Below are 24,046 nucleotides of genomic sequence, written 5' to 3'. Positions count from 1 at the left end.
CACAGGGTCATCGAGGGGACTAAACGAACGGTTGCCGCGCGATCAACACGCGCATGAGCGGCTACGTGGCGCCGCTCGGCGACCGCTACGCGGCGCCGTTGCCGTTCCCGTTCTGCTCCGCGCCGCCGAAGCGCTCCCGGAAGGACTCCAGGTCCTCCTCGGTGATCTTCGCGAAGAGCACCGGGGGAACGGTGAAGCCCGTGCCCGCCGGAACGGACGCCAGCGCCTTCGCCTCCTCCTGGCCGACCCAGACCGCGGTGTCCTCGCTCAGCGCGAACGCCGACCGCATGGCCCGCGCCGAGGCCGGGATGAACGGCTCGGAGACGATCGCGTAGAGGTGGATGAGGTTCATCGCCGTACGCAGGGTGAGGGCCGCGGCCTCCTGGTCGGTCTTGATCTCCAGCCAGGGGGCCTTCTCCTCCAGGTAGGAGTTGCCCGCGCTCCACAGGGCGCGCAGCGCCGCCGCGGCCTTGCGGAACTGGAGCGCGTCCATGTGCTCCTCGTACTCCGCCAGCAGCCGCGCGATCTCCTCGCCCAGGCGCTCCTCCGCCGCACCGGCGGCCTTCCCGGCCGGGACCTCGTCGCCGAACCGCTTGCGGGAGAAGGACAGCACGCGGTTGACGAAGTTGCCGAGGGTGTCGGCCAGGTCCTTGTTGACCGTGGCGGTGAAGTGCTCCCAGGTGAACGAGGTGTCGTCGGACTCCGGGGCGTTCGCCATCAGGAAGTAGCGCCAGTAGTCGGCGGGCAGCACCTCGAGCGCGGCGTCGGTGAACACCCCGCGCTTCTGGGAGGTGGAGAACTTCCCGCCGTAGTACGTCAGCCAGTTGAACGCCTTGACGTAGTCGACCTTCTTCCAGGCGTCCCGGGTGCCGAGGAGGGTGGCCGGGAACATCACCGTGTGGAACGGGACGTTGTCCTTGGCCATGAACTCGGTGTAGCGGACGGTCTCGTCCACGTCGTACCACCACGACTTCCAGTCGCGGTGCTCCGGGTCTGTGTCTCGCGCGGCGTCTGCCCACTCCTTGGTGGCCCCGATGTACTCGATCGGCGCGTCGAACCAGACGTAGAAGACCTTGCCCTCGGCCGCCAGGTCCGGCCAGGTGTCGGCCGGCACCGGCACGCCCCAGTCCAGGTCGCGGGTGATCGCCCGGTCCTGCAGCCCCTCGTTCAGCCACTTGCGGGCGATCGAGGAGGCCAGCGTCGGCCAGTCCTTGCCGCGCTCGTCGACCCAGGCGGCGACCTCCTCCGCCAGCTTGGACTGGAGGAGGAAGAGGTGCTTGGTCTCCCGGACCTCCAGATCGCTGCTGCCGCTGATCGCGGAGCGGGCGTCGATCAGGTCGGTCGGGTCGAGCACGCGGGTGCAGTTCTCGCACTGGTCGCCGCGGGCCTTGTCATAGCCGCAGTGCGGACAGGTGCCCTCGATATAGCGGTCGGGGAGGAAGCGGCCGTCGGCGTTGGAGTACACCTGGCGGATCGAGCGCTCCTCGATGAAGCCGTTGGTCTTGAGCTCGCGCGCGATCGTCTGGGTGATCTGCACGTTCTGCGCGGAGGAGCTGCGGCCGAAGTAGTCGAAGGCGAGCCCGAACCCGTCGTAGATCGCCTTCTGCGCCTCGTGCTGCTGGGCGCAGAACTCGTCGACCGGCAGCCCGGCCTCCTTGGCGGCCAGCTCGGCCGGGGTGCCGTGCTCATCGGTGGCGCAGATGTAGAGGACGTCATGGCCGCGCTGGCGCATATAGCGGGAGTAGACGTCGGCCGGGAGCATGGACCCCACCATGTTGCCCAGGTGCTTGATCCCGTTGATGTAGGGAAGGGCGCTGGTGATGAGGTGTCGAGCCATTGCAGGCTGCTCCCGAGTCGATACGGTAAGTGACGTTCAGCTCTACCGAGCCGCCCATATCGTATCCGAGTGACGGGGGCCACCCGCGCGGCGTTTTTCCCGCGGCGGATGGCCCCCGGTGTGGTGCTCGGTGGGTTGCCGGATGTGCTGCGGCCCCTGGTCAGCCCTGCGTACGGGCGGCCAGCCAGCCCGGGAACTTCTTCAGGATCTCCCGGTACAGCTCGGCGTCGGCGACCGTACGCGGGTCCAGCCCGGCGTGGAAGAAGCCGGTGTTGTCCACCGTCCGCTTCTCCGGGACGGCGAGCGCGGGCGCGGTGTCCAGCTTCCGGAGGAAGTCGAACCCCTTCGCCTCCGGGTCCCCGAAGGCCAGGAACTGCCAGAACAGCGGCAGCTCCGCCGCCTCGCACAGCGCCTTCTCGGCGGCGGTCTTGGCGGTGGGCGCGCCGTCCGTCTGGAAGATCACGAACGCGGGGTCGGTGGTGCCGGACCCCTTGTAGTGCTCGATGACGGCGTTGACGGCGGTGTGGTAGTTCGTCCGCCCCATGTGGCCGAGCGAGCCGTGCAGCTCCTCGATGCGGCCGGTGTGCTGGTCCAGCTCGAGGTCGGCGGTGCCGTCGATGTCGGTGGAGAAGAACACGACGGGCACGGTGCCGGTGGCGTCGAACTGTGCGGACAGGGCGAGCGCCTGCCCGGCGAGGTGCGAGACGGTGCCGTCCTTGAAGTACCCGCGCATCGACCCGGACCGGTCCAGCACGAGGTAGACGACCGCCCGCTGCCCGGCCAGCCCGTGCGCCTCGATGGCCTCCCCCGCGGCGGCGAAGGCCCCGACCAGCCCGGGCGCCCGCGACGCGAGGTCGCTGGGCGCGATGGCGGATGCGGTGGTGGATGCCGTGGTGGATGCGGTCGCGGTGGTGGATGCGGTCGCGGTGGCGGGTGCGTCGGTCTTGGCGACGGCGGGAGCGGCGGCCACGGCCGCCACCGGCTCGTGGTCGGCCTTGGCCTCGGGTTCGGCCTCGGCGGTGGCGGGCTCGTCATCGGTCGTGGCCGCGGGGGCGGCCTCCGCCTCGGGCTCAGGCTCAGCCTCGGGCTCGGCGGGCTCGTCCTCGGTCTTCGCCGCGGGGGCGGCCTCGCCGTCAGCTTCTGCTGCGGCCGTGGGCTCGGCCTCCGCCGTGGCCTCCGGTTCGGCTTCCGGCCTGGCCTCTGCCGTGGCGGCAATGGCCTCGTCGGTCGCGGCGGCGGGCGTGGCCTCGTCGCTCGTGGCCGTGGGCGTGGCCTCGTCGTCAGCCTCTGCCGCTGCCTCATTCTCGGGCGCGGCGGCAGCTGCCGCCTCTGCCGTGGCGAGCTCCGGCGCGGGGCTCTCCGCAACCTCGGCCCGGGACGTGGTGTCGGCCTCCGACACCGGCTCGGCGGTCTCCGACGCGGCGTCGGTTGCGGGCGCGGGCTCGGCCTCGGCGGTGGCCTCGGCAGCGGCCTTGTCGCCTGCCGTCGCCTCGGCTCCGGTGTCGGCACTCGCCTCCGCCGACCGGGCGTCCGCGGCTGCGGCAGGCTCAGGCGCGGTGGCGGGTTCCGCCCCGGCCTCGGGCGTGGTGTCGGCCTCCGCCGAGGATGCGTCGGCGGTCTCCGCCACCGGCTCGGCAGTCTCCGGCGCGAGGTCGGCCACGGCCTCGGCCTCGTCGGTCTCGTCGGCGGTCTTGGTCTCGGCAGCGGTCTCGTCGCCTGCCTTCGCCTCAGGCTCCGCTGTGGCCTCGGTCGCTGCCGTCTTGTCCGCGGCCTCGGCCGCCGGTTCGGGCGTCGGCTCGTCCTCGGCGTCGGCCGTAGCGTCGTCACCGGCCGCGGAAGTCGGTTCGGCGTCAATCTCCCGCTCGGACGCGGTCTTTGCCTCGTCCTCGGCGGCGGGCTTGGGCTCGTCCGCCTCCGTCTTCGCCTCCGTGGCGGCCGTTTCCCTTGCGTCGGACGCTGCCTCAACCGGTGCGTCGTCGCCGGAGGTTGTCGTGTCCTCGGGCGCGGGTGACTTCAGGATCTCGTCGAGGGACTTCAGCGGAGCCGACAGGGCCGGGTCGTGGGTGGATTCGTCGTCGGGGGAATCCGAGGCCGGTGCCATGTCCGCGGCCGGCTCAGGCTTCGGCTCAGCCTTCGGCTGGGGCGCGGGCTCGGGATCGGCCCCGGCCTCCACCCCGGACTTCGGCTCGACGCCGGACTCGTCCTTCGGCTCGACGGCCGACTCAGCCTTGGACTCGGCCTTCTCGTCTGCCGTCTGCTCTGCCGTCGGCTGTGCCGACTCCTCGGCCGACTGGGGGTCCGGGACAACCTCCGCCTCCGGCGCGGCAGAAGTTCCGTCCACCCCCGTGGCTCGGGAGCGGCCGAAAACTTTGCGCAGTAGGTCCCGTATGCCCATGGGAGATACCTCTCACGTGTCGAGTGCGGTGCATGGCGGTGCATGACCGTGGTGCCGAAAGGCTAGCGGGCCGTTGGACGGCGCTCTTCCGCCGATTCCGCTCGCGCTTCGTTCACCTCTGGTTCAGGCGTTCGTCGCCACCGTGCGGTTCTACGCCCATAGCTTCGCCGCCAGAGGATCCCGACGTCATGTCGGCCCGGACCGCGTCGGCCTACTGCCCATGCGGGGCCCTGCGAAGCCCATACGTGACACCCTTACGGAGGGGAAGACGTGCGCAACCTCCTGCCGCTCATCAGCTCACACCCGGGCGGTCGTTCCGCGCTGACGTGCCGATACCGCTGTGGCGACGCCTGCTTTCACGAGACGCCGAACACCAGTGGAAACGCCTACGTGGGCGACGTCATCGCCGCTGCCGCATCGCGCCGTTCCCTTCTGCGGGCCGGTGCGGTGATGACCGTGGCGGCCGCGACCGGTGCCGTGGCGATCGAGGGGGCACCGCAGGCGTCCGCCGCGTCGGCCGACGCGGCCGCCACCGCCGCCACCGCCACCGCGGCGAAGCACAACAAGGCCGCCCGCGGCCTCCGCTTCTCGCCGGTGGCCCCCAACACCGAGGACACCGTGGTCGTCGCCGAGGGCCACGACCAGAACGTGGTGCTCCGCTGGGGCGACCCGATCCTGCGCGGTGCGCCCGCGTTCGACCCGGCCAAGCAGAGCGCCAAGGCCCAGGCGGGCCAGTTCGGTTACAACAACGACTACATGGCGGTGCTGGACGTCCCCGGCGAGCGCGACCATCAGCTGCTCGTGGTCAACCATGAGTACACCGACGAGGTGCTGATGTTCGCCGGGTACGACCCGGAGAACCCCACCCGCGAGCAGGCCGAGATCGCCTGGGCCGCGCACGGGCTGTCCGTGGTGATGACGGCCGAGGAGCGCCGGCTGGGCCGGCTCACCGCCGTGCCCCGCCACCACCTCAACCGCCGTATCACCGCGACCACTCCGTTCGAGGTCAGCGGCCCGGCGGCGGGCAGTGAGCTGCTGCGCACCTCCGCCGACCGGTCCGGCAAGCGCGTCCTCGGCACGCTGAACAACTGCGGCGGCGGCATCACGCCGTGGGGCACGGTGCTCTCCGGCGAGGAGAACTTCAACCAGTACTTCGCCAACCCCGACAAGGTCACCGACCCGACCGTCAAGGCGGGCCTGAAGCGCTACGGCTTCGTGGACGGCGCCTCCGAGCGCAAGTGGGAGCGTTTCGACGACCGCTTCGACCTCGCCAAGGAGCCCAACGAGGCGCACCGCTTCGGCTGGGTGATCGAGATCGACCCGTTCGACCCCGACTCCACCCCGCGCAAGCTCACCGCGCTGGGCCGCTTCAAGCACGAGGCCGCCGAGCCCCGGCTGACCACCGACGGCCGTCCGGTCCTCTACATGGGCGACGACGAGAAGTTCGACTACTTCTACAAGTTCGTCTCCGCCAAGCGGATGATGAAGGGCAACAGCCGCACCGCCCGCGAGCACAACCGCACGCTGCTGGACGAGGGCACGCTGTACGTCGCCAAGTTCACCGGTGACAGCCCGTCCGCCGAGATCGACGGCAGCGGAAAGCTGCCCAAGGACGGCGAGTTCGACGGCGCCGGTGAGTGGATCCCGCTGGCCTGCGGCGACCGCTCCTTCGTGGAGGGCATGACCGCCGAGGAGGTGTACGTCTTCACGCGTCTGGCCGCCGACAAGGCCGGTGCGACGAAGATGGACCGCCCCGAGGACGTCGAGCCGAGCCCGCGCACCGGTCGCGTGTACATCGCGCTGACCAACAACACGGACCGCGGCAAGGAGGGCAAGGCCGCCGTCGACGAGGCCAACCCGCGCAACGCCAACAAGCACGGCCAGATCCTGGAGCTGACCGAGCGCTGGAACAACCCGGGCTCCACGCGCTTCAACTGGCGGCTGTTCCTGGTCTGCGGCGACCCCGAGGACCCGAGCACCTACTTCGGCGGCTTCCCCAAGGACCAGGTCAGCCCGATCTCCTGCCCGGACAACATCACCTTCGACGCGCACGGCAATCTGTGGATCTCCACGGACGGCAACGCGCTCGGCAACCACGACGGGCTGTTCGGCGTGGCGACGGCGGGCAGCCGCCGCGGCCAGGTCAAGCAGTTCCTGACGGTGCCGAACGGCGCCGAGACCTGCGGCCCGATCGTGCACGAGCGACGGGTGCTGGTGGCCGTGCAGCACCCGGGTGAGCTCGACGGTGCGAGCGTCGAGAAGCCCGCGTCCACCTGGCCCGACGGCCCGGGCAAGCTGACCCGGCCGTCCGTGGTCAGCGTCTGGCGGCGCGACGGCGGCGACATCGGCGCCTGAGGCCCCCAAGGCCCCAGAGGCGCCTGAGGTCCCAGAGGGCCCCAAGCGCTTGAGGCCCCAGAGCCCCCAAGGCTCATCCAAGGCTCATAAGGCTCAGGCGTCAGCCTTCGCCCTCCGCGAGTCGCCGCAGCCGCTCGCGGGGGGCGCGCAGGGAACGGCCCCTGGTGTCCGTACGGGCCCAGGGGTCGTCCGCGAGCCGCTCGCCGACGGTCCGCAGCGTCCAGCGGTCGGCCCTCAGCTCCGGGTCGTCCAGCTCCGCCGCGTCGATGGGCGTGGCGACGGGGGCTCCGGGACGGGCGCGCACCGCGTACGGGGCGACGGCGGTCTGGGCGTAGGCGTTGCGCTGGACGTCCAGGTAGAGCCGGCCGCTCCGGTTGGCCTTGCGCGGCTCGGTGGTGAGCCGGTCGGGATGGCGGGCGGCCAGCAGCTCGGCGGCCTCGTGCGCGAAGGACCGCACGGTGTCGAAGTCGGCGCGGCGGTCCAGCGGGACGATCACATGCAGTCCGCGGGAGCCGGTGGTCATCAGCAGCCCCGGCAGCCCGAGCTCGCCGAGCAGCTCGCGGCAGCGGCGGGCCGTCCAGCGCACCTCCTCGAAGGCGGACTCCTCCGCCGAGGGCGGATCGAGGTCGAAGACCAGCCGGTCGGGGTGGTCGGGCCGGTCGGCGCGGGAGAGCCAGCGGTGCGGGGTGACGCACGCCTGGTCGGCGAGGTAGACCAGGGTCGCGGTGTCGTCGCAGACCACATGGGTGACCTCGCCACCCTCTTTGGGGAGTACGGCGCGGCGCACCCAGTCCGGAAAGTAGTCGGGGGCGTTCTTCTGCATCAGCGGCTTGCCGCCGATTCCGTCCGGATGGCGTTCCATCATCAAAGGGCGGCCGCGCAACTGCGGAATGATGCGGCGGGAGACCGAGCGGTAGTACGTGACGAGATCCCACTTCGTGATCCCGTCGTCGGGGAAGAGCACCTTTTCCGGGCGGCTGATCCGTACGGTGTGGCTCCCGGCCCTGACGTTTCGCGCATCGGTCTGCTTCTCGCTCATATCGGACCCGGGTAACCGTGTGGATAGCTGACTAAACTCTGGAGTCAGGAAAACGGGAGAAGTTGAAAAGCGGGGGAAATCATGGTGAGACCAGGGTCGCTCGGACCACCGACGACGGATCGGCGCGGCCGCTGGGCGCAGAGCCCACTCGCGCTCATGGACACCACGATGGACCAGTTGCGCACCTTGATCATGGTCCATGAGGCCGGTACCGCACTGGGCGCCGCACGGATTCTGGGCCGTGAACAGTCCAGCGTGCAAAAGCAGATCGACACCATGAACCGGAACTTTCGCGAGCTTTGCGGCGAACCCCTCATACTCAAGCAGGGGCGTGGCAAGGACGTGCTGTTCACCGGCACCGGAGAAGCCCTGGTCGAATTGGCGCGCGGAACTCTCGGCGAGTGGCTGGACGGTATCCATGAGTCACGGCGACGCCTGGGAAAAACCCTGGTGGTGGGCACCACTCGATTTACCCTCAGCTATCTGGCGGGCGCCGGGGAGCGGGTGTCCGAGGAGTTCCGGCAGCGCGCCATCGAGCTGAAGGTCGGCCATGTGCGCACCCGGGACGTACTGGCCAAGCTGCGGGCCAAGGATGTCGACCTGGTGTGCGGTTCCGTGGTCACCCGGCCCGAGGGCGACGATGAACTGGCCGCCTTCGACGTGATGGAGTGGCGCCGCAGCGGGGTCTCGCTGCTGACCAATCTGTCCGAGGCCGAGCTGCCCGGTCCCACCGCCCCGAGCAGCGCGCTGCGCTCGCTGCCGCTGGTGGTCTCGGCCAGCGGGCTGATGGCCGGGGTGCTGCACACCTGGTTCGGCGGCGACTACCGCAACAAGCTGCGCATCGCCGCCGAGATCGACACCGTCAACTACGGTTTCGAGCTGCTGCGCTCCGGTCTGCTGCGCGGCTGCATGCTGGTCACCAAGGGGGTCGCGGACGCGGCGGGCGATCCGAGAGTGGCGTACGGACGCGGGCTGCGCGCGGTCGAGCTGGTCAATGACACCGGGCCCCGGCTGGAGGTGCTGCTGGGTGCCTTCACCCGGCGCGGTGAGCGGGCGTCCTATGGGGCGGCCCATCCGCTCAATCTGCTCTGGGACGCGCTCGCGCAGGAGAACGCGCGCTGGCAGCGGGAGCAGCGCTGGCCCACGGCGGGCCTGGAGCCCGATCCGTTCGAACTGGCCAACTCCTACAACCCGAGCGAGAGCTGAGCGCGGCCCGAACGAGAGCTGAGCGCGACCCGGGCGAGAGCTGAGCGCGGCCCGAACGAGAGCTGAGCCGCGGCTCAGCCCTGCGGCCCGTACAGGTCCAGCTCCACCAGCAGCGCGCGGTGGTCGGTGTGCGGCAGATCCAGGAAGCGGGCCGTGCGCGGCCGCAGCGCCCGGCTGGCCAGCACATGGTCGATCTGCGCCCCCAGCACCGGGGCCGTGGCGCTCGGCCAGCTCGGCGTGCGGGAGATCCCGGTGGCCCGTGCGCTGTCCCGCAGCCCGGTGTCCAGGACGGCCCGGAAGGCGGCGTGGTCCTGGGTGGCGTTGAAGTCGCCGGCGATCAGGGTGGGTTCCCCGCCCCGCCCGGCGGCGTAGGCCCGCAGCCGCCCCAGCTCGGTGCGCCAGACGTCCAACTGGCCCGGCATCGGCGGCATGGGATGCGCGACCTGCAGCCGCAGCCGCTGCCCCGCGATCCGGACGACCGCCCCCGGCATCCGCAGCGTCCCGCGCACCCCCTCCGCACGGGTCAGCGGATGGCGGCTGAGGATCGCCGAGCCCGCGGCGGCGCTGTCGCCGAGGGCGACGCTCCGGTACGGATAGGCCGCGCGGACGGCGGCCGAGTCCAGCGCCTCGGCGCACTCCGTGTCGCACTCCTGCACCGCGACCAGGTCCGGCCGCTCCCGGCGCAGCGCGGTCAGCAGCCCGTCCCTGGCCTGCCCGAATTCAAGGTTCGCGGTCATCACCCGCAGCCGGGCGAGGACCGGTCCGTGCGGCTCGGGCGGGGTGCCGCCGTCGTACGGCTGGATGAACCACCCGGTGGCCGCGGCTGCCGCCAGCGCCCAGCCGCACCCCAGCGGCCAGCGCGCGGCCGTGCCGAGCAGCAGCCCGAGCGCCGCCGGGACCAGCAGCCAGGGCAGGAAGGCCAGCAGCTGCGGTAGGGGGGTGATGCCGTCGATGTCCGCGGCTCGGCACAGCACCACCACGCTGACCAGGGCCAGCGGCACCACCGCAGACCAGGCCGCCGTCCGCCGGGCCCGTCCGTCGGGGAGCCGGAGCAGCCGGGCGACGGCGGCCCAGGTGCCCCGGGCGCCGCGCGGGGCGCCGGACGGGCGGCCGGGGCCGGGGCCTGTGCCTTGGTCCTCCGCGACTGTCGTCTCCACGCTGGGCCTCTCGATCGGGGCGGGGCGCACATTCTCTCCTACGCCCCGCAGGTCTAGACCTTGACGTGTTCATGAGCTAACTTCCCGGAACAATCGCAGGAGTTCATGTCGGCATCCGTCGTTCATATACACGAACCCACCGTCAGGAGCCGCCCCCATGCGCACCAGAGCCCTGTATCTCGCCCTCGCCGCAGCGCTGGCCGCGCTGTTCGCGGGCATCCTCAGCGGTCCGGCCACGGCCGGGCAGACCAAGCGGTCCGCCGAACCCAAGGCCGCCGCCGCCTTCACCCACCCCGGCGTCCTGGTCAGCCAGGCCCAGCTCGACTTCGTCCGCTCCAAGGTGAACGCCGGCGCGCAGCCCTGGAAGGGCGCGTACGACGCGATGCTGTCGAGCCCGTACGCCTCGCTGTCGCGCACCCCCAAGCCCCGGGCGGTCGTCGAATGCGGGCCGTACTCCGACCCCAACCTCGGCTGCACCGATGAGCGCCAGGACGCGCTCGCCGCCTACTCGCTCTCGCTGGCCTGGTACATCACCCGCGACAGCCGCTACGCGGAGAAGGCGATCCAGATCATGGACGCCTGGTCGGCCACCATCAAGGACCACACCAACAGCAACGCCCCGCTGCAGACCGGCTGGGCCGGATCCTCCTGGCCCCGGGCGGCCGAGATCATCCGCTACACCTACGACGGCTGGTCGGACGCCTCCATCAGCCGCTTCTCCACGATGCTGCGGAACGTCTACCTCCCGAAGGTCATCGGCGGCTCGAACTCCAACGGCAACTGGGAGCTGGTGATGATGGAGGCCGCCACCGGCATCTCCGTCTTCCTCGACGACCGGGCCAGCTACGACAAGGCCGTCGCGAAGTTCCGCGGCCGCGTCCCGGCCTACGTCTACCTGCAGTCCGACGGCTCCCTGCCCAAGACCGCGCCCGGCAGCGGCCTGGACACCCGCGACAAGATCGTCAAGTACTGGCAGGGCCAGACGACCTTCGTCACCGGCCTCACCCAGGAGACCTGCCGCGACTTCACCCACACCGGATACGGCATCGCCTCCATCGCGCATGTCGCCGAGACCAGCCGCATCCAGGGCCAGGACCTCTACCCCGAGGTGGGCGAGCGGCTGCGGCAGGCGCTGGGCTTCCAGTCGAAGTACGAACTGGGCGAGGCCGTGCCGTCCTGGCTGTGCGGCGGCAGCGTCAAGCGGGGCCTCGGCCCGATCACCGAGGTCGGCTACAACGCCCTGCACACCCGCCTCGGCATCGCCATGGCCAACACCCAGAAGCTCACCGAGCAGCAGCGCCCGGCGGGCACCAACAGCCTCTTCCTGGGCTGGGAGACCCTGACCCACGCGGAGAACCCCTCCTGATCACTCCCGATCCGAGGAGACCCCGGGCCGCTTGGCGGTCCGGGGTCTCCTCGCGAAGGGCCCCGGCCGGTCACTCGCCGCGCAGCGCCAGCACCGCCTCGACCGTGTCCGCCTGATCGGCCGGCTTGTCCTCCCGGTAGCGCAGCACCCGCGCGAACCGCAGCGTGACGCCCGCCGGATAGCGGGACGAGCGCTGCAGCCCGTCGAAGGCCACCTCCACCACCAGCTCCGGCCGCACCCGCACCACCCAGCCGTCGTCGCTGACCGCGATCCCCAGCAGCGCCTGCGTCTGCCACTCCAGCATCGCGTCGGTGAGCCCCTTGAAGGTCTTGCCCAGCATCAGATACGTGCCGTCCGCCGCCCGCGCGCCCAGGTGGAGGTTGGACAGCTTCCCGGTGCGGCGGCCGTGGCCCCACTCCGCCGCCAGCACCACCAGATCCAGCGTGTGCACCGGTTTGACCTTCAGCCAGGACGCCCCGCGCCGCCCCGCGCCGTACGGCGCCTCCAGCGACTTGACCAGCACCCCCTCATGCCCCCGGGCCAGTACGTCCGCGGCGAACTCCCGTGCCGCCCGCCGGGTTTCCGGATCCGCCGGATCGTCGGCCACCAGCCGCCGCACCCGCCGGGGCCCGGGGGCGATCCGGGCCAGTTCGGCATGGCGCTCGCGGGTCGGCAGGTCGAGCAGATCGCGGTCGTCCACGACGAGCAGATCGAAGAAGACGGGGGACAGCGGCAGCGCGGCCGACGCCCCGGCCACATCGAGCCGGGAGCCGACCCGGGCGGAGGTCTCCTGGAACGGCCGTGGCCGCCCGTCGGCGTCCAGCAGGATCACCTCACCGTCGAGGATCGCCCGGTCCACCGCCAGTTCCCGCGCCGCCGTGACGACCTCCGGCAGCCGGTCGGTGATCTCGTCGAGGGTGCGGGTGTAGATCCGTACGTCCTCGCCGTCCCGGTGCACCTGCACCCGGATCCCGTCCAGCTTCTCCTCGACCGCGCACGGCCCCAGCCGGTCCATGGCCTCGTCGAGGCCCTTGGCGCTCTGCGCGAGCATCGGCAGCACCGGCCGCCCCACCTCCAGCCGGAAGTCGGCCAGCGCCTCCGGGCCGCGTGCCAGCAGCGCCTCGGCGACGGTGCCCAGCGAACCGCCGACCATCACCGCCCGCCGCACCTCGGCGGCCGGTGCGCCCACGGCCTCGGCGAGCCCCTCCACGGCCAGTCCCTCCAGCGCCCCCTGCCGCAGCTCCCCGCCGATCAGCCCGAGCAGAAAGCCCTGCTCGTCCTTGGTCGCGGCGGCCAGCAGCTCGCCCACCAGCCGCTTGCGGGCCGCCGTCGCGCCGGTGCCGGAGACCGCCGCGACCCGGGTCAGGGCCTCGTCCACATCGAGCACCCCGAGCGTCGGCTCGGCGGCGGGCTCGCGCCGGTGGCGCAGGGTGGACCAGCCCACTCCGGTCCGGCGCTGGGGCAGTTTGCCCGCGAGGTAGGTGATCACCACGGCCGCTTCGGCCGGTTCCGTACGCCGGAACAGCCGGGCCAGCGCGGCGATCTTCTCCGAGCGGGCGGCGGTGGCCGCGACCTGGCGGGAGGTCAGCGCGACATCAGCCAGCAGCATGGCTCCAGCCTGCCCCGCACCCCGCCGGGAAGCCAGGCACCGCGGCTCTCAGGCCGTACGTCCCGCCTCGCCGCGTCCTCCCGCGCCGGCGCGGCTCGGTCCGGCGCACAGCGACCAGATGACGAGGGCGTCGACGATGAGCAGCACGGTGGCCCAGACCGGGTAGTACGGCAGCCACAGGAAGTTGGCGACCAGCGCGAGCCCGGCCAGCGCCACCCCCGCGACCCGGGCCCACATCGCACCGGTGAACACCGCGAACCCGGCGAGCAGGAGGGCGATGCCGACGCCGAAGTGGACCCATCCCCATCCGGCGAGGTCGAACTGGAAGATGTAGCTCTGCGTGACCAGGAACACCTGGTCGGTCCGGATGGCCGAGATGCCCTGGAGCAGGTTCATCAGCCCACTGAAGATCATCATGACCGCCGCGAAGACGAGCCATCCGCTCACCGCCCGGTGCGCGTGGCCCGGGGCGACTCCTGTCTGAACTCCACCGGCGTGACTGGCCATGTCGGGCTCCTTCGTCAGGCGCAATCGGTGCCGCGCCGACACCGATTGACGGCAATAAGGGTGAATTGCCCTTTTCTTCAGATTTGCACAGACCCCCGCCTTCGGCACCTCGCTCCTCGTGAACGCCTCCCGCAAAAGCACTCCGTGGTCGAGTCGGCACGGAAAGTCGCCGTGGCGTGCACGGATTATCGTGGCCGCCCGGCCGATGGAGGCGGAGATTCGCCTTCCAGGATTTCCCGGTGTAGATGTATGTGTATGGCCCGGTTTATGGGTCGATCGTGGGCTGCCCGCATGATCCCCGGTCGGCGCCCACGGAGTCGGCGCCGGGAGCGCCCGGAGGTGGCGGGCCGGCGCTTTCGATCGTGGCTGAGCGTCCGCAGCGTCGCCGGCCAGGTCTTCGTCCTCCAACTCGTCATCGTGCTGCTGCTCGGCGCGGCCGCGACCATCGCCCTGGTGCTCCAGGTGCGACACGACGCCACCGACGAGGCCCGCGGCCGGTCCGTCGCGGTCGCCGAGGCCTTCGCCAACTCCCCCGGCATCGTCCAGGCCCTGCACAGCCGCAACCCGACCAAGGTGCTCCAGCCGAGGGCCGAGGCCGCCCGGAAGAAATCCGGGCTCGACTTCGTCGTGGTGGTGACCCCGCAGGGCATCCGGCTCACCCACCCCAAGCCCGACCGCATCGGCAAGCACTTCATCGGCAACATCGGCCCCCCGCTGCGGGGGCACACCATCACCGAGAGCCGCCCCGGGACCCTCGGTCCGGCGATGCAGGCGGTCGCCCCGATCTTCAACGGCCATCACAAGGTCGTCGGCCTGGTGGGCGCGGGGATCACGATCCAGAAGGTGAGCGGGCTCGCCAACCGCCAGCTCCCGCTGCTCGTCGGCGCCGTCTCCGCCTCCCTCGTCCTCGCCACCGGCGGCACCGCCCTGGTGAGCAGGCGGCTGCGGCGGCAGACCCGCGGCCTGGACCCGGTCGAGATGACGCGGATGTACGAGCACCATGACGCGGTGCTGCACTCGGTGCGCGAGGGCGTGCTGATCGTCGGCGGCGACGGGCGGCTGGTGCTGGCCAACGACGAGGCGTCCCGGCTGCTCGACCTGCCGCCGCGGCCGGAGGGGCGGCTGGTCGACGATCTGGGCCTGGAGCCCCATGTCGCCGACGTCCTGGCCTCCGGGCGCGATGTCACCGACGAGGTGCTGGTGGCCGGCGACCGGCTGCTGGCCATCAACAACCGGCTGACCGACCGCGACGGCGGCCCGCCCGGCAGCGTCGCCACCCTGCGCGACTCCACCGAACTGCGCGCCCTCTCCGGCCGTGCCGAAGTGGCGCAGAAGCGGCTCAAGCTGCTCTACGACGCGAGCGTGGAGATCGGCACCACGCTCGATGTGGGCCGGACCGCCCAGGAGCTGGCGCAGGTGGCGGTGGACCGCTTCGCCGACTTCGTCACCGTCGACCTGGCGGAGCCCGTGGCGCGCGGCGATGAGCCGCTGGCGGTCGGCGGCGTCGAGATGCGCCGGGAGGCGGTCCACGGGATCCGGCCCGGCCAGGGCCACCCCTTCTATCCGGTCGGCCGGGTGTTCTCGTTCGTCCCGACCTCGCCCCAGGCGTTCGGGCTGAGCAGGGGTGAGCCGGTCGTCGAGGACGATCTCACCGAGGCCCTCGGCTGGCAGGCGCAGGACTCCGAGCGGACCGCCAAGATCATCGAATACGGTGTCCGATCGCTGGTCACCGTGCCACTGCGGGCCCGGGGCGTGCTGCTGGGCGTGGTCAGCTTCTGGCGGATGAAGCAGCGCGAGCCCTTCGAAGAGGAGGAGGTGTCCCTCGCCGAGGAGCTCGCCGCGCACGCCGCGGTCTGTATCGACAACGCCCGCCGCTACACCCGCGAACACACCATGGCGGTCACCCTGCAGCACAGCCTGCTGCCCCGCGCCCTGCCCGAGCAGAACGCGCTGGATGTGGCCTTCCGCTATCTGCCGGCCGAGTCGGGGGTCGGGGGCGACTGGTTCGACGTCATCCCGTTGCCCGGAGCGCGGGTGGCGCTGGTGGTGGGCGATGTCGTCGGGCACGGTCTGCACGCGGCGGCGACGATGGGGCGGCTGCGGACGGCGGTGCACAACTTCTCCACGCTCGACCTGCCGCCCGACGAGATCCTGTCGCACCTCGACGATCTGATCGCCCGGATCGACCGGGACGAGGGCCCCGGCGGGCCGGAGGGCGAGGGCGCCGGCAGTGAGGGGATCACGGGGGCGACGTGTCTGTACGCGATCTACGACCCGGTGACGCGGCGGTGCACGATGGCGCGGGCCGGTCATCCGCCGCCCGCGCTGGTGCGTCCGGACGGCTCCGTGGAGTTCCTCGACCTGCCCGCCGGGCCGCCGCTGGGCCTGGGCGGGCTGCCGTTCGAGACCGCCGAGGTGGAACTGGCCGAGGGCAGCCATCTCGTCCTCTATACCGACGGGCTCATCGAGGACCGCCGCCGGGAGATCGACACCGGTCTGGAGATGCTGCGCGACGCCCTGTCCCACCCCGGCCGCACGCCCGACGAGATCTGCACCGAGGTGCTGGAGGCGCTGCTGCCCAGCAACCCGAGCGATGACATCGCCCTGATCGCCGCCCGTACCCAGGTCGTGGGCGGTGACCGGGTGGCCTCCTGGGACGTGCCGTCCGACCCTGCCGCCGTGGCCGGGGTGCGCGCCGAGGTGATGCGGAAGCTGGCGGAGTGGGGGCTGGACGAGGCGGCGTTCACCGCCGAGCTGGTGCTCAGCGAACTGATCACCAACGCCATCCGCCACGCCACCGGCCCGATCCGGGTGCAGTTGCTCCGCGACAAGGCCCTGATCTGCGAGGTCTCCGACACCAGCAGCACCTCCCCGCATCTGCGGTACGCGGCGACGACGGACGAGGGCGGCCGGGGGCTGTTCCTGGTCGCCCAGTTCGCCGAGCGCTGGGGCACCCGCTACACCTCGGGTGGCAAGGTCATCTGGGCCGAGCTGGCGATTCCGTGAAGGTTCGGGGGCCTGGCGCTGCCGGATCCGTGACGCCCGCGGGTCCGTGATGTCCCCGTATCCGTGACGTTTCCGGGCCCGGCACGCTGGTGAGCGATGGCAGCGGCATATGCGTCCGGAAGGTGACGCTTCTCGGCGCGCCAACTTGACGGGCCGTCATGCTCCATGTGATGAGCGGGACCGGTCAAAGCGACGTGACTCTACTAACATGTGGCGCCCACGGCTTGATGTCCGCGTGGTCCAGCCAAAAACCCTCAACGCGCCCATGAGGACCTGATAGATGTCAGCACACATATCCAGCCATCCGTACAAAGGGCCCTCGGTGACACGTGGGGCCCTGACCGTCCCCCTGCTGGCCGCCGTCGTCGCCGGTGGCGCGGGACTGTGGGTGACCACCGCCGTGCCGTCCGCCCAGCGCGCCGCCGTCGCCGTCTTCTGCGCGGTGGCCGCCGTGCTGCTGGGGGTGGCGCTCGCGGTCGCCACCAACCGCTCGCGGACCATCGGCCGTCTCCAGGAACGGGTCACGGAGCTGGAGACCACGGCCGCCGCCAAGGAGATCGAGGCCACCCGGCTCGCCGAGGAAACGATTCCGTCCGCGGTGCGGAGACTGCGCGAGGGCGGCTCGGTGGATACCGTGATCACCCGCATGGAGCGCCCCACCAGCAGGGCCCATCAGCTCCTGCTGCGGGCGTTGCTGCGCGAGATCGGCGACGGTGAGCGGATGCGCGCCTCCGCGATGGCCGCGTGCGCCAACGCCGCGGGCCGCGTCCAGGCGCTGGCCACCAGCATGCTGGCCGATCTGCGGGAGATGGAGAACCGCCACGACGAGACCGTCCTCGGCGATCTGCTGAAGCTGGACCACACCACCGCCCAGGCGGGCCGGATCGCGGACAGCATCGCGGTGCTCACCGGTGCCCGCTCCGGGCGCCGCTGGACCAAGCCGATCGTCATGGAGTCCGTGCTGCGCGGCGCGATCGGCCGGATCAGCGCCTTCCAGCGGGTACGGGTCCACTCGGCCAGCAACGCCGCGGTGGCCGGTTACGCGGCCGAGGGGGTCATGCACGCCCTCGCCGAACTGATGGACAACGCCGCCAGCTTCTCGCCTCCCACCGAGGAGGTGCATGTGTACGTCGAGGAGACGCACGCGGGCGTCGTGGTGACCATCGAGGACGGCGGACTCGTGATGGGCCCGGCCGCCCTGGACCGCGCCCAGAAGTCCGTCTCCTCCGAGAGCCTGGACCTGATGAGCCTGTCCGGCACCCGGCTGGGCCTGGCGGTCGTCGGCTGTCTGGCCCGTAAGCACGGACTGACCGTCTCCTTCCGGCCGTCCGCGCGGGGCGGCACCGGTGTGGTCGTCCTGATCCCGCAGCAGCTGATCACGCACGTCAACCAGGACGCGGTCGTCCTCGACGCGCCGGGCACCGTGCGCTCCGGGGTCCCCCGGCAGGCGTCCGCCCAGGCCGTCGCGCCCACGGCCACCACCACCGCGGCCCCCGCCGCGACGGCCCCCGCACCCGCCACCTCGCCGTCCCCTTCGCCGTCCCCTTCGCCGTCGTCCGCGCCGGATCCCGCCGCGCCGGAGCCCCCCGCGCAGCCCTCACGGCCCGTCAACGGACTGCCCAAGCGGCGCCGTGGCGAGACGCTGGCCGCCGCCACCCGGGCGGCCGCCCAGGCGGCCGAGACGGAACCCAAGGCCAAGACCAGCCGTCCACGACCCGAGGAAGCCGGAGCCCGCTTCGGCGCCTTCCGCCAGGCGGCCCGCGGCGGTTTCGCCGCCGGTGCTCCGTGTGACACCGAGCCTTCGGTATCCGCAGATCACCATGAGACCGCCGAGTCCGCCGAGCCTGCCGAGAACGACAAGCCGTGACAGAAGGAACGCCGATGAACACCACTGACCGCAGCTTGGACTGGCTGTTGGAGAACCTGCTGGAGAAGACCCCGGGGTCACGCCACGCGCTGGTGCTGTCGCGGGACGGGCTCAAACTGTGCCTCTCCTCCGGGTTGTCCGTGGACCAGGCCGATCAGCTGGCGGCCATCGCGTCGGGCATCCAGAGCCTCGCCCATGGCGCGTCCATCGAGTTCGGCGACGGCAGCGGCGGCGTACGGCAGTCGATGACGGAGTTCCACGGGGGAATTCTGTTCATCGTCGAGGCCGGCGAAGGTGCCCATCTCGCCGTGGTGGCGCATGACGACGCCGATGTCGGCGTCATCGGCCACAACATGAACGAACTGGTCGAGCAGATCGGCGACCATCTGCGAGCCGCCCCGAGGGTGGTCGCGGGCGACAGCGGCGGCGGGGCGACGGCATGATCCGAGGGCCGCTGGACAAGGAGGGGCCGGACCGGCTGTACACCGTCACCGGCGGCCGCAGCCGGGCCGATGAGAGCCGGTTCGACATGGTCACGCTGATCGTCAGCGAAAGCGACCCCACTCCCGGGATGCAGTCCGAGCACGTCCGGATCCTGCGGATGTGCCGCCGCCCCCTGTCGGTCGTGGAGATCTCCTCGTATCTGGAACTGCCCGTCAGCGTGGTCAAGATCCTGCTGTGCGATCTGCTGGACACCGGCCGGATCACCGCGCGCCATCCGCAGGCGGCCCGCCCCGGCGGCCGGCTGCCCGGGCCCGAAACCCTGAAGAAGGTGCTCGTTGCACTCCAGAATCTCTGACGACACCGTCAGCATGGCGCTCCCCGGCAGCACCGGACACGCTCCGCTGCCGGAGAGCGCGAGCAACGGTCTCAAGATCGTGATCGTGGGCGGGTTCGGCGTCGGCAAGACGACGATGGTGCGGTCGGTCAGCGAGATCCGCCCGCTGAGCACCGAGGAGACGATGACGCAGGCGGGCGTCGGCATCGACGACGCCTCGTTCGTGCGGCACAAGACCACCACCACGGTGGCCTTCGACTTCGGCCGGATCAGCCTGGACGAGCAGATGGTGCTCTATCTGTTCGGCGCCCCCGGCCAGGAGCGGTTCTGGTTCCTGTGGGACCGGCTCTTCTCCGGGACCCTGGGCGCGGTCGTCCTGGTGGACACCAATCGGCTGTCCGACTCCTGGTACGCGCTGGACCGGCTGGAACACCACGGCACGCCGTTCATCGTGGCCCGCAACAACTTCACCGAGCCGCAGCACTCGCTGGAGGAGGTGCGGGAGGCCCTCGACCTCCCGCCCGAGGTACCGATGATCGACTGCGACGCCCGCAAGCGCGACTCCAGCAAGGCCGTACTGGTCGCGCTCGCCCGCTACCTCTACTCCCTTTCCGCCAACGGCGCCGCCGGGGAGAGCACCGCGTGACCACCCCTGACCCCACGCCCCCGTTCGAGGACCCGTCGCAGGACGCGCCGGAGGATGTGCCGAAGGACGCGCCGGAGGGCCTGTCGGCGGACTCGTCCGAGGACGCGCCGGAGGGCTTGCCCGAGGACCCGCCCCAGCCCCTCTTCCGGTCCGCCCCCGCCCCGCCCGACGGGGTGGTGCCCGCCGGCTCGGTGCCGCTGGACTACCAGCGGTTCCGGGCCGAACCGCTGGAGCTCTACCGGGAGCTGCGCCGGGACCACGGCCCGGTCGTGCCCGTTCTGCTGGACGGCACGATCCCCGTCTGGGCGGTGCTCGGCTACCGCGAGGTGGTCCGGGTCACCACCGATCCCCATCTGTTCGCCCGCGACTCCCGCCGCTGGCACTCCTGGCATCTGGTGCCGTCCGACTGGGAGTTGACGAGCTTCGTCGGCTACCGCCCGACCATGCTGTTCAGCGAGGGCGCCGAGCACCAGCGGCGGGCCGAGGCGATCTGGGACGGCCTGGCGGCGGTGGACCAGTTCGAACTGCGCGCGCAGTGCGAGCGGGTCGCCGACCGGCTGATCGACACCTTCGCGGGCAGTGGCCGGGCCGATCTGGTGGCCGAGTACGCCAGCCAGATCCCGCTGCGGGTGGTGACCCGGCTGTACGGCCTGGACGACACCGAATCCGCCGCCATCCAGGACGACGCGCTCCACCTCACCGGGAACGACGCGCCCCTCGCGCTGCGGAATATGCAGACCCGGACGGAGGCGCTGATCAAGCGTGTCCGGGAGAACCCCGACCAGGTCAACATCGCCGCCCATCTGGTGGCCCACCCGGCCGGGCTCACCGACGACGAGATCGTCAACGACCTGCTCGGCAGCGTCTACGCCGTCCAGCAGCCCACCAGCGACCTGATCGCCAACGCCCTCCGGCTGATGCTGACGGACGAACGGTTCGCCATCACCCTCTCCGGCGGCCGGCGCAGCGTCGGCCAGGCGCTCAACGAGGTGCTGTGGGAGGACACCCCGGTCCCGTTCTGGATCGGCCGCTGGGCCGCCGAGGACACGATGCTCGGCGGACGCCGCATCAGGAAGGGCGACTGCCTGATGCTGGGCCTCGCCGCGGCCAACGCCGACCCCGACGTACGGCCGGACTTCCACTCCGGCGCGGGCGGCAACCAGGCCCATATGGCCTTCAGCCACGGCAAGCACGGCTGCCCCCCGGCCGCCCGTGAGATCGCCCAGGTCATCGCCGGCGCCGCGGTCGAGGTCCTGCTCGACCGCCTCCCGGACGTCACCCTGTCCGTCGACCCGGACGGCCTCGAATGGCGGGTCACGCTGATGATGCGCGGCGTGGCCGCCCTCCCGGTCCGGTTCACCCCGGCCCACCCGCACTGACCCTTTCGTGCCCCGGTGGGTTCCGTACCACCGGGGCACACGGTTTTTCCCTGCCGCGCACGCGAGGGCGTAGCGTGGAAGCCACATCCACCTGATACCTGATGGTGAGTTGGGGGACCAGGGCCATGGGCTGTGAGGACGGACAGGGGCTCGGGGATCGGATCGCTCGGTTCCGGGTCCGGCGCAAGCTCACGCAGGAGAGGCTCGCCGAACGGGCGGAGCTGTCCGTGGACGTGGTGCGCAAGCTGGAACAGGGCCAGCGGCAGACCGCGCGGCTCTCGACGATCAACGCCCTCGCCCGCGCCCTCGATGTGGAACCGTCCGTACTGATCGGGCAGCCGACTACTTTCGAGGCCCGTCAGGAGGGTGACTCGCCGTCCGTGCTCGCGCTACGGCAGGCCGTGTCCCCGCTGACCGAACTCCTCGGTGAGGACGCCGACCCCGAGGCCCCGCCCACCATCGGTGCGCTGCGCGCCGCGTTACGGTCCACCGAACGCGTGCGGCGCGAGGGGCGGATGGCCGAGATCGGCGTCCTGCTGCCCCAGCTCATCCGGGACGCCAGGACGGCGGCCCATGCCCACAGCGGTGCCGAAGCCGCCGCGGCCCATGCGGTGCTCGCCGAGGCGTACCAGGTGGCGGCCACCACGCTGGCCGCGCTCGGCAAGGAGGACGCCGGTTTCACGGCGTTGGAGCGCTCGATGGAGGCCGCCCGGCGGTCGGACGATCCGCACCTCGAGACCATGGGCGTCTCCACGTTGTCGTCCGACGGTGGTGACTGCTCGCCCGCTGAGCAGGAGGCGTGCGACCCGAAGTACGACGAATGAGGTGGCTGATGGACTGGAAGCCGCACGCCGACCGTCTCGCGGCCGAGGTGACTCCGCCCGTCTCGCGCTGGCGGGACGCGGTGGCCTCCACCCCCCGCCACGCTTTCGTGCCCCGGTGGTGGGAACCGGCGGGCGGTGGCACCTGGGCGTTGCGCGACGGGCCGGCCGACGAGTCGGCATGGCTGCGCGCGGCCTACTCCGACACGTCCCTGGTGACCCGCGTCGGCCCGCTGCATGCCGACCGGGCGAGCCCCGACGACCGGCCGGGCGGCGTGCCCACATCATCGAGCACCATGCCCGGCCTGGTGGTGCGCATGCTGCGCCACGGGCTGTTGTATGACGGCGCCGACCTCGGCCTGATCGGCACGGGTACCGGAGCCAGTACCGCCCTCGCCGCGCGGCGGCTCGGGGACAAGCGCGTCACGGCCATGGACGTGGACCCGTATCTGACCGCGACGGCGACCGATCGGCTTGCCTCCCTGGGCATGTCCTCCCAGGTGGTCACCTGTGATGTCACGGGGCCGCTCCCGGGGGACTTCGACCGCGTCGTGTCCATGGTGGCACTGCCCAACCTCGCCAGCGTGACAGCCGCGTTGCGCCCCGGCGGGCGCCTGGTGACCACGCTCGCCCGCATGAATGTGATCGTCACGGCCGACAAGGACGCGGACGGCTGCGCGCGCGGAGTCGTCGAATGGGATCGGGCCGGGTTCATGAGCACCCGCACCGGGGCCGACTACCCGCCGGGAACGGATGACCTGTTCACGGCTGTACGGGACCTCGAGGGCGAGCAGGTGATGCGGGGCCGCTATCCGGTGCTCAACGTCGCGGAGGCGTGGGACGTGCGCGCCATGCTCGAACTCGCCGCGCCCGGCGTCGAGACCCACTACGAGGAGCGCGGCGGGCAGCGCACGGCATGGCTCGTGCACGCCGACGGCTCATGGGCGCGCGCCTCGGCGACGTGGATCGACCCGCCCACGGTCCACCAGGGCGGCCCGCGGCGCCTGTGGACGGTGCTCGAACGCATCCGGCACCGGCTGAACGCCGAGGGCGGTCTACCGATCTACGGCAGCCGTGTGCACATTACGCCTGACGGTGTGTGCCACTTCACGCGCGGCAAGTGGTCGGCCTCCTACGGCTGACCCCATCCGGCCGTCAGCGTGCCGGGCAACTGGGGCAGAACGGGGGCGTGCTGGACCTTCCTTCCCCTCGTGAGGAAGGTCCGGCAACTCTGCGCCCTGTTGGCCTAATGCGCTGTCGCGCGCATTAGGTAACGGGTGTCACAATAGCGAGGGGCGTGTACGCCGTGCAATGGGTTACCCGGCGTAGGGCGCCCGGATGTGGTGAAGATCTGGTGCTCACGAGGGTGGAGGGGCCGTAGAGTCGGCGCGTCATGACAGAGCGACCACCGCATGGGTCGGCTCGCCCCGGGGGGCGTACGGCCCGGACTCGTGCCGCCGTGTTGGCGGCCGCTTACGAGGAGCTCGACCGCGATTCGTTCGCCGCGCTCACGCTGGACCGGCTCGCCCGGCGGTCGGGGGTGCATGTGTCGACCATCCGGCGGCGCTGGCGCACGGTGGAGGGGGTCGTCGTCGAGCTGCTGGCCGAGCGCAGCTCGATGCTGCCGACGCCGGACACCGGTGACTTCCGGCGGGATCTGACGCAACTCACGCAGGCCATCGCGGACTTCAACAACGCGCTGCGCAACCGCAACGTACTCCAGGGGCTGCTCGCGGCCGCCGCGCACGATCCCCGGGTCGAGGAGATCGTCCGCGCCGCGTTCGTACGGCGGATCGAGGAGGTGACCCTGATCGCGCGGCAGGCGGTCGAGCGGGGGGAGATCCCCGAGGACACCGATCCGCGGGAGGTCATCGCCGCGCTGGCGGCGCCCCTCTACTACCGGGTGCTCATTCTGCGCGGGTCCATCGACGAGCGGCTGGTGCACACCACCGTCGAGACGACGTATCAGGCCACCGTCGCCGGGGTGTTCGTACGCAAGGAGAGTCGCGAGGGGAATCGCAAGGGGGATCGCGAGGGGTGATGGCGCCCCCGGGGCGGGGGCGCCATCGGCGAGGCGT

At 71.5% G+C, this 24,046-nt stretch carries 18 protein-coding genes; 12 read left to right on the top strand and 6 right to left on the bottom strand.

Annotation, left to right across the window (positions count from 1 at the left end; genetic code table 11):
* Positions 1–85: 85 nt before the first annotated feature.
* Complete coding sequence (gene metG, locus J8403_RS21420; protein ID WP_211124581.1) at positions 86–1,837, bottom strand: methionine--tRNA ligase; 1,752 nt, start codon at positions 1,835–1,837, stop codon at positions 86–88.
* Between the two features lie 160 nt (positions 1,838–1,997).
* The gene (locus J8403_RS21415; RefSeq protein WP_246585931.1) at positions 1,998–4,232 is read right to left on the bottom strand and encodes a VWA domain-containing protein; all 2,235 of its coding nucleotides are present in this window, start codon (positions 4,230–4,232) and stop codon (positions 1,998–2,000) included.
* A 270-nt stretch (positions 4,233–4,502) separates the two neighbouring features.
* Here J8403_RS21415 and J8403_RS21410 point away from each other — a divergent pair, with 270 nt between their 5' ends.
* Complete coding sequence (locus tag J8403_RS21410; protein ID WP_211124580.1) at positions 4,503–6,587, top strand: PhoX family protein; 2,085 nt, start codon at positions 4,503–4,505, stop codon at positions 6,585–6,587.
* 100 nt (positions 6,588–6,687) lie between these two features.
* Here the strand turns inward: J8403_RS21410 and ligD are convergent, their stop codons facing one another.
* Complete coding sequence (gene ligD / locus J8403_RS21405) at positions 6,688–7,626, bottom strand: non-homologous end-joining DNA ligase (protein WP_211124579.1); 939 nt, start codon at positions 7,624–7,626, stop codon at positions 6,688–6,690.
* 156 nt (positions 7,627–7,782) lie between these two features.
* Between ligD and J8403_RS21400 the strand changes: the two genes are divergently transcribed.
* A complete protein-coding gene (locus J8403_RS21400) occupies positions 7,783–8,832 on the top strand; it encodes a LysR family transcriptional regulator (protein ID WP_246585930.1) in 1,050 nt (349 codons plus the stop codon).
* 74 nt (positions 8,833–8,906) lie between these two features.
* Here J8403_RS21400 and J8403_RS21395 read toward each other — a convergent pair whose 3' ends face one another.
* Positions 8,907–9,989: an endonuclease/exonuclease/phosphatase family protein gene (locus tag J8403_RS21395; RefSeq protein WP_246585929.1), complete on the bottom strand. Its 1,083-nt coding sequence runs from the start codon at positions 9,987–9,989 to the stop codon at positions 8,907–8,909.
* A gap of 157 nt (positions 9,990–10,146) precedes the next feature.
* Here J8403_RS21395 and J8403_RS21390 point away from each other — a divergent pair, with 157 nt between their 5' ends.
* Complete coding sequence (locus J8403_RS21390) at positions 10,147–11,355, top strand: alginate lyase family protein (protein ID WP_211124577.1); 1,209 nt, start codon at positions 10,147–10,149, stop codon at positions 11,353–11,355.
* 70 nt (positions 11,356–11,425) lie between these two features.
* Here J8403_RS21390 and J8403_RS21385 read toward each other — a convergent pair whose 3' ends face one another.
* On the bottom strand, positions 11,426–12,964 hold the full coding sequence (locus tag J8403_RS21385; RefSeq protein ID WP_211124576.1) for an ATP-dependent DNA ligase: 1,539 nt from the start codon (positions 12,962–12,964) through the stop codon (positions 11,426–11,428).
* 48 nt (positions 12,965–13,012) lie between these two features.
* Positions 13,013–13,471 (bottom strand): DUF7144 family membrane protein, encoded by a 459-nt coding sequence (locus J8403_RS21380; protein ID WP_211124575.1) that lies wholly within the window; start codon positions 13,469–13,471, stop codon positions 13,013–13,015.
* Between the two features lie 255 nt (positions 13,472–13,726).
* Here J8403_RS21380 and J8403_RS21375 point away from each other — a divergent pair, with 255 nt between their 5' ends.
* The 9 genes from J8403_RS21375 (at position 13,727) to J8403_RS21335 (ending at position 24,009) form a co-directional block, all read left to right on the top strand.
* Complete coding sequence (locus J8403_RS21375) at positions 13,727–16,477, top strand: SpoIIE family protein phosphatase (RefSeq protein WP_425519818.1); 2,751 nt, start codon at positions 13,727–13,729, stop codon at positions 16,475–16,477.
* 280 nt (positions 16,478–16,757) lie between these two features.
* Positions 16,758–18,344: a sensor histidine kinase gene (locus J8403_RS21370; RefSeq protein WP_211124573.1), complete on the top strand. Its 1,587-nt coding sequence runs from the start codon at positions 16,758–16,760 to the stop codon at positions 18,342–18,344.
* Between the two features lie 14 nt (positions 18,345–18,358).
* Positions 18,359–18,787 (top strand): roadblock/LC7 domain-containing protein, encoded by a 429-nt coding sequence (locus tag J8403_RS21365; RefSeq protein WP_137966646.1) that lies wholly within the window; start codon positions 18,359–18,361, stop codon positions 18,785–18,787.
* Complete coding sequence (locus tag J8403_RS21360; protein WP_078642513.1) at positions 18,784–19,143, top strand: DUF742 domain-containing protein; 360 nt, start codon at positions 18,784–18,786, stop codon at positions 19,141–19,143. The genes J8403_RS21365 and J8403_RS21360 overlap by 4 nt, the downstream gene beginning before the upstream one ends.
* Positions 19,124–19,768, top strand: a complete 645-nt coding sequence (locus tag J8403_RS21355; RefSeq protein WP_425519817.1) for a GTP-binding protein — start codon at positions 19,124–19,126, stop codon at positions 19,766–19,768. The genes J8403_RS21360 and J8403_RS21355 overlap by 20 nt, the downstream gene beginning before the upstream one ends.
* Positions 19,765–21,147, top strand: a complete 1,383-nt coding sequence (locus tag J8403_RS21350) for a cytochrome P450 (protein ID WP_211124572.1) — start codon at positions 19,765–19,767, stop codon at positions 21,145–21,147. The genes J8403_RS21355 and J8403_RS21350 overlap by 4 nt, the downstream gene beginning before the upstream one ends.
* Before the next feature lie 125 nt (positions 21,148–21,272).
* A complete protein-coding gene (locus J8403_RS21345) occupies positions 21,273–21,971 on the top strand; it encodes a helix-turn-helix domain-containing protein (protein WP_211124571.1) in 699 nt (232 codons plus the stop codon).
* A gap of 8 nt (positions 21,972–21,979) precedes the next feature.
* Positions 21,980–23,110 carry a methyltransferase domain-containing protein gene (locus J8403_RS21340; protein WP_211124570.1) on the top strand — a complete coding sequence of 377 codons (1,131 nt, stop codon included), beginning with the start codon at positions 21,980–21,982 and terminating at the stop codon, positions 23,108–23,110.
* A gap of 317 nt (positions 23,111–23,427) precedes the next feature.
* Positions 23,428–24,009 (top strand): TetR-like C-terminal domain-containing protein, encoded by a 582-nt coding sequence (locus J8403_RS21335; RefSeq protein WP_246585928.1) that lies wholly within the window; start codon positions 23,428–23,430, stop codon positions 24,007–24,009.
* Positions 24,010–24,046 lie beyond the last annotated feature (37 nt).

The sequence above is a fragment of the Streptomyces yatensis genome (genome assembly GCF_018069625.1).
Taxonomy (GTDB): domain Bacteria; phylum Actinomycetota; class Actinomycetes; order Streptomycetales; family Streptomycetaceae; genus Streptomyces; species Streptomyces yatensis.
Note: the sequence above shows the minus strand (reverse complement) of the source record. Positions and strands in the feature narration are given on the sequence as shown.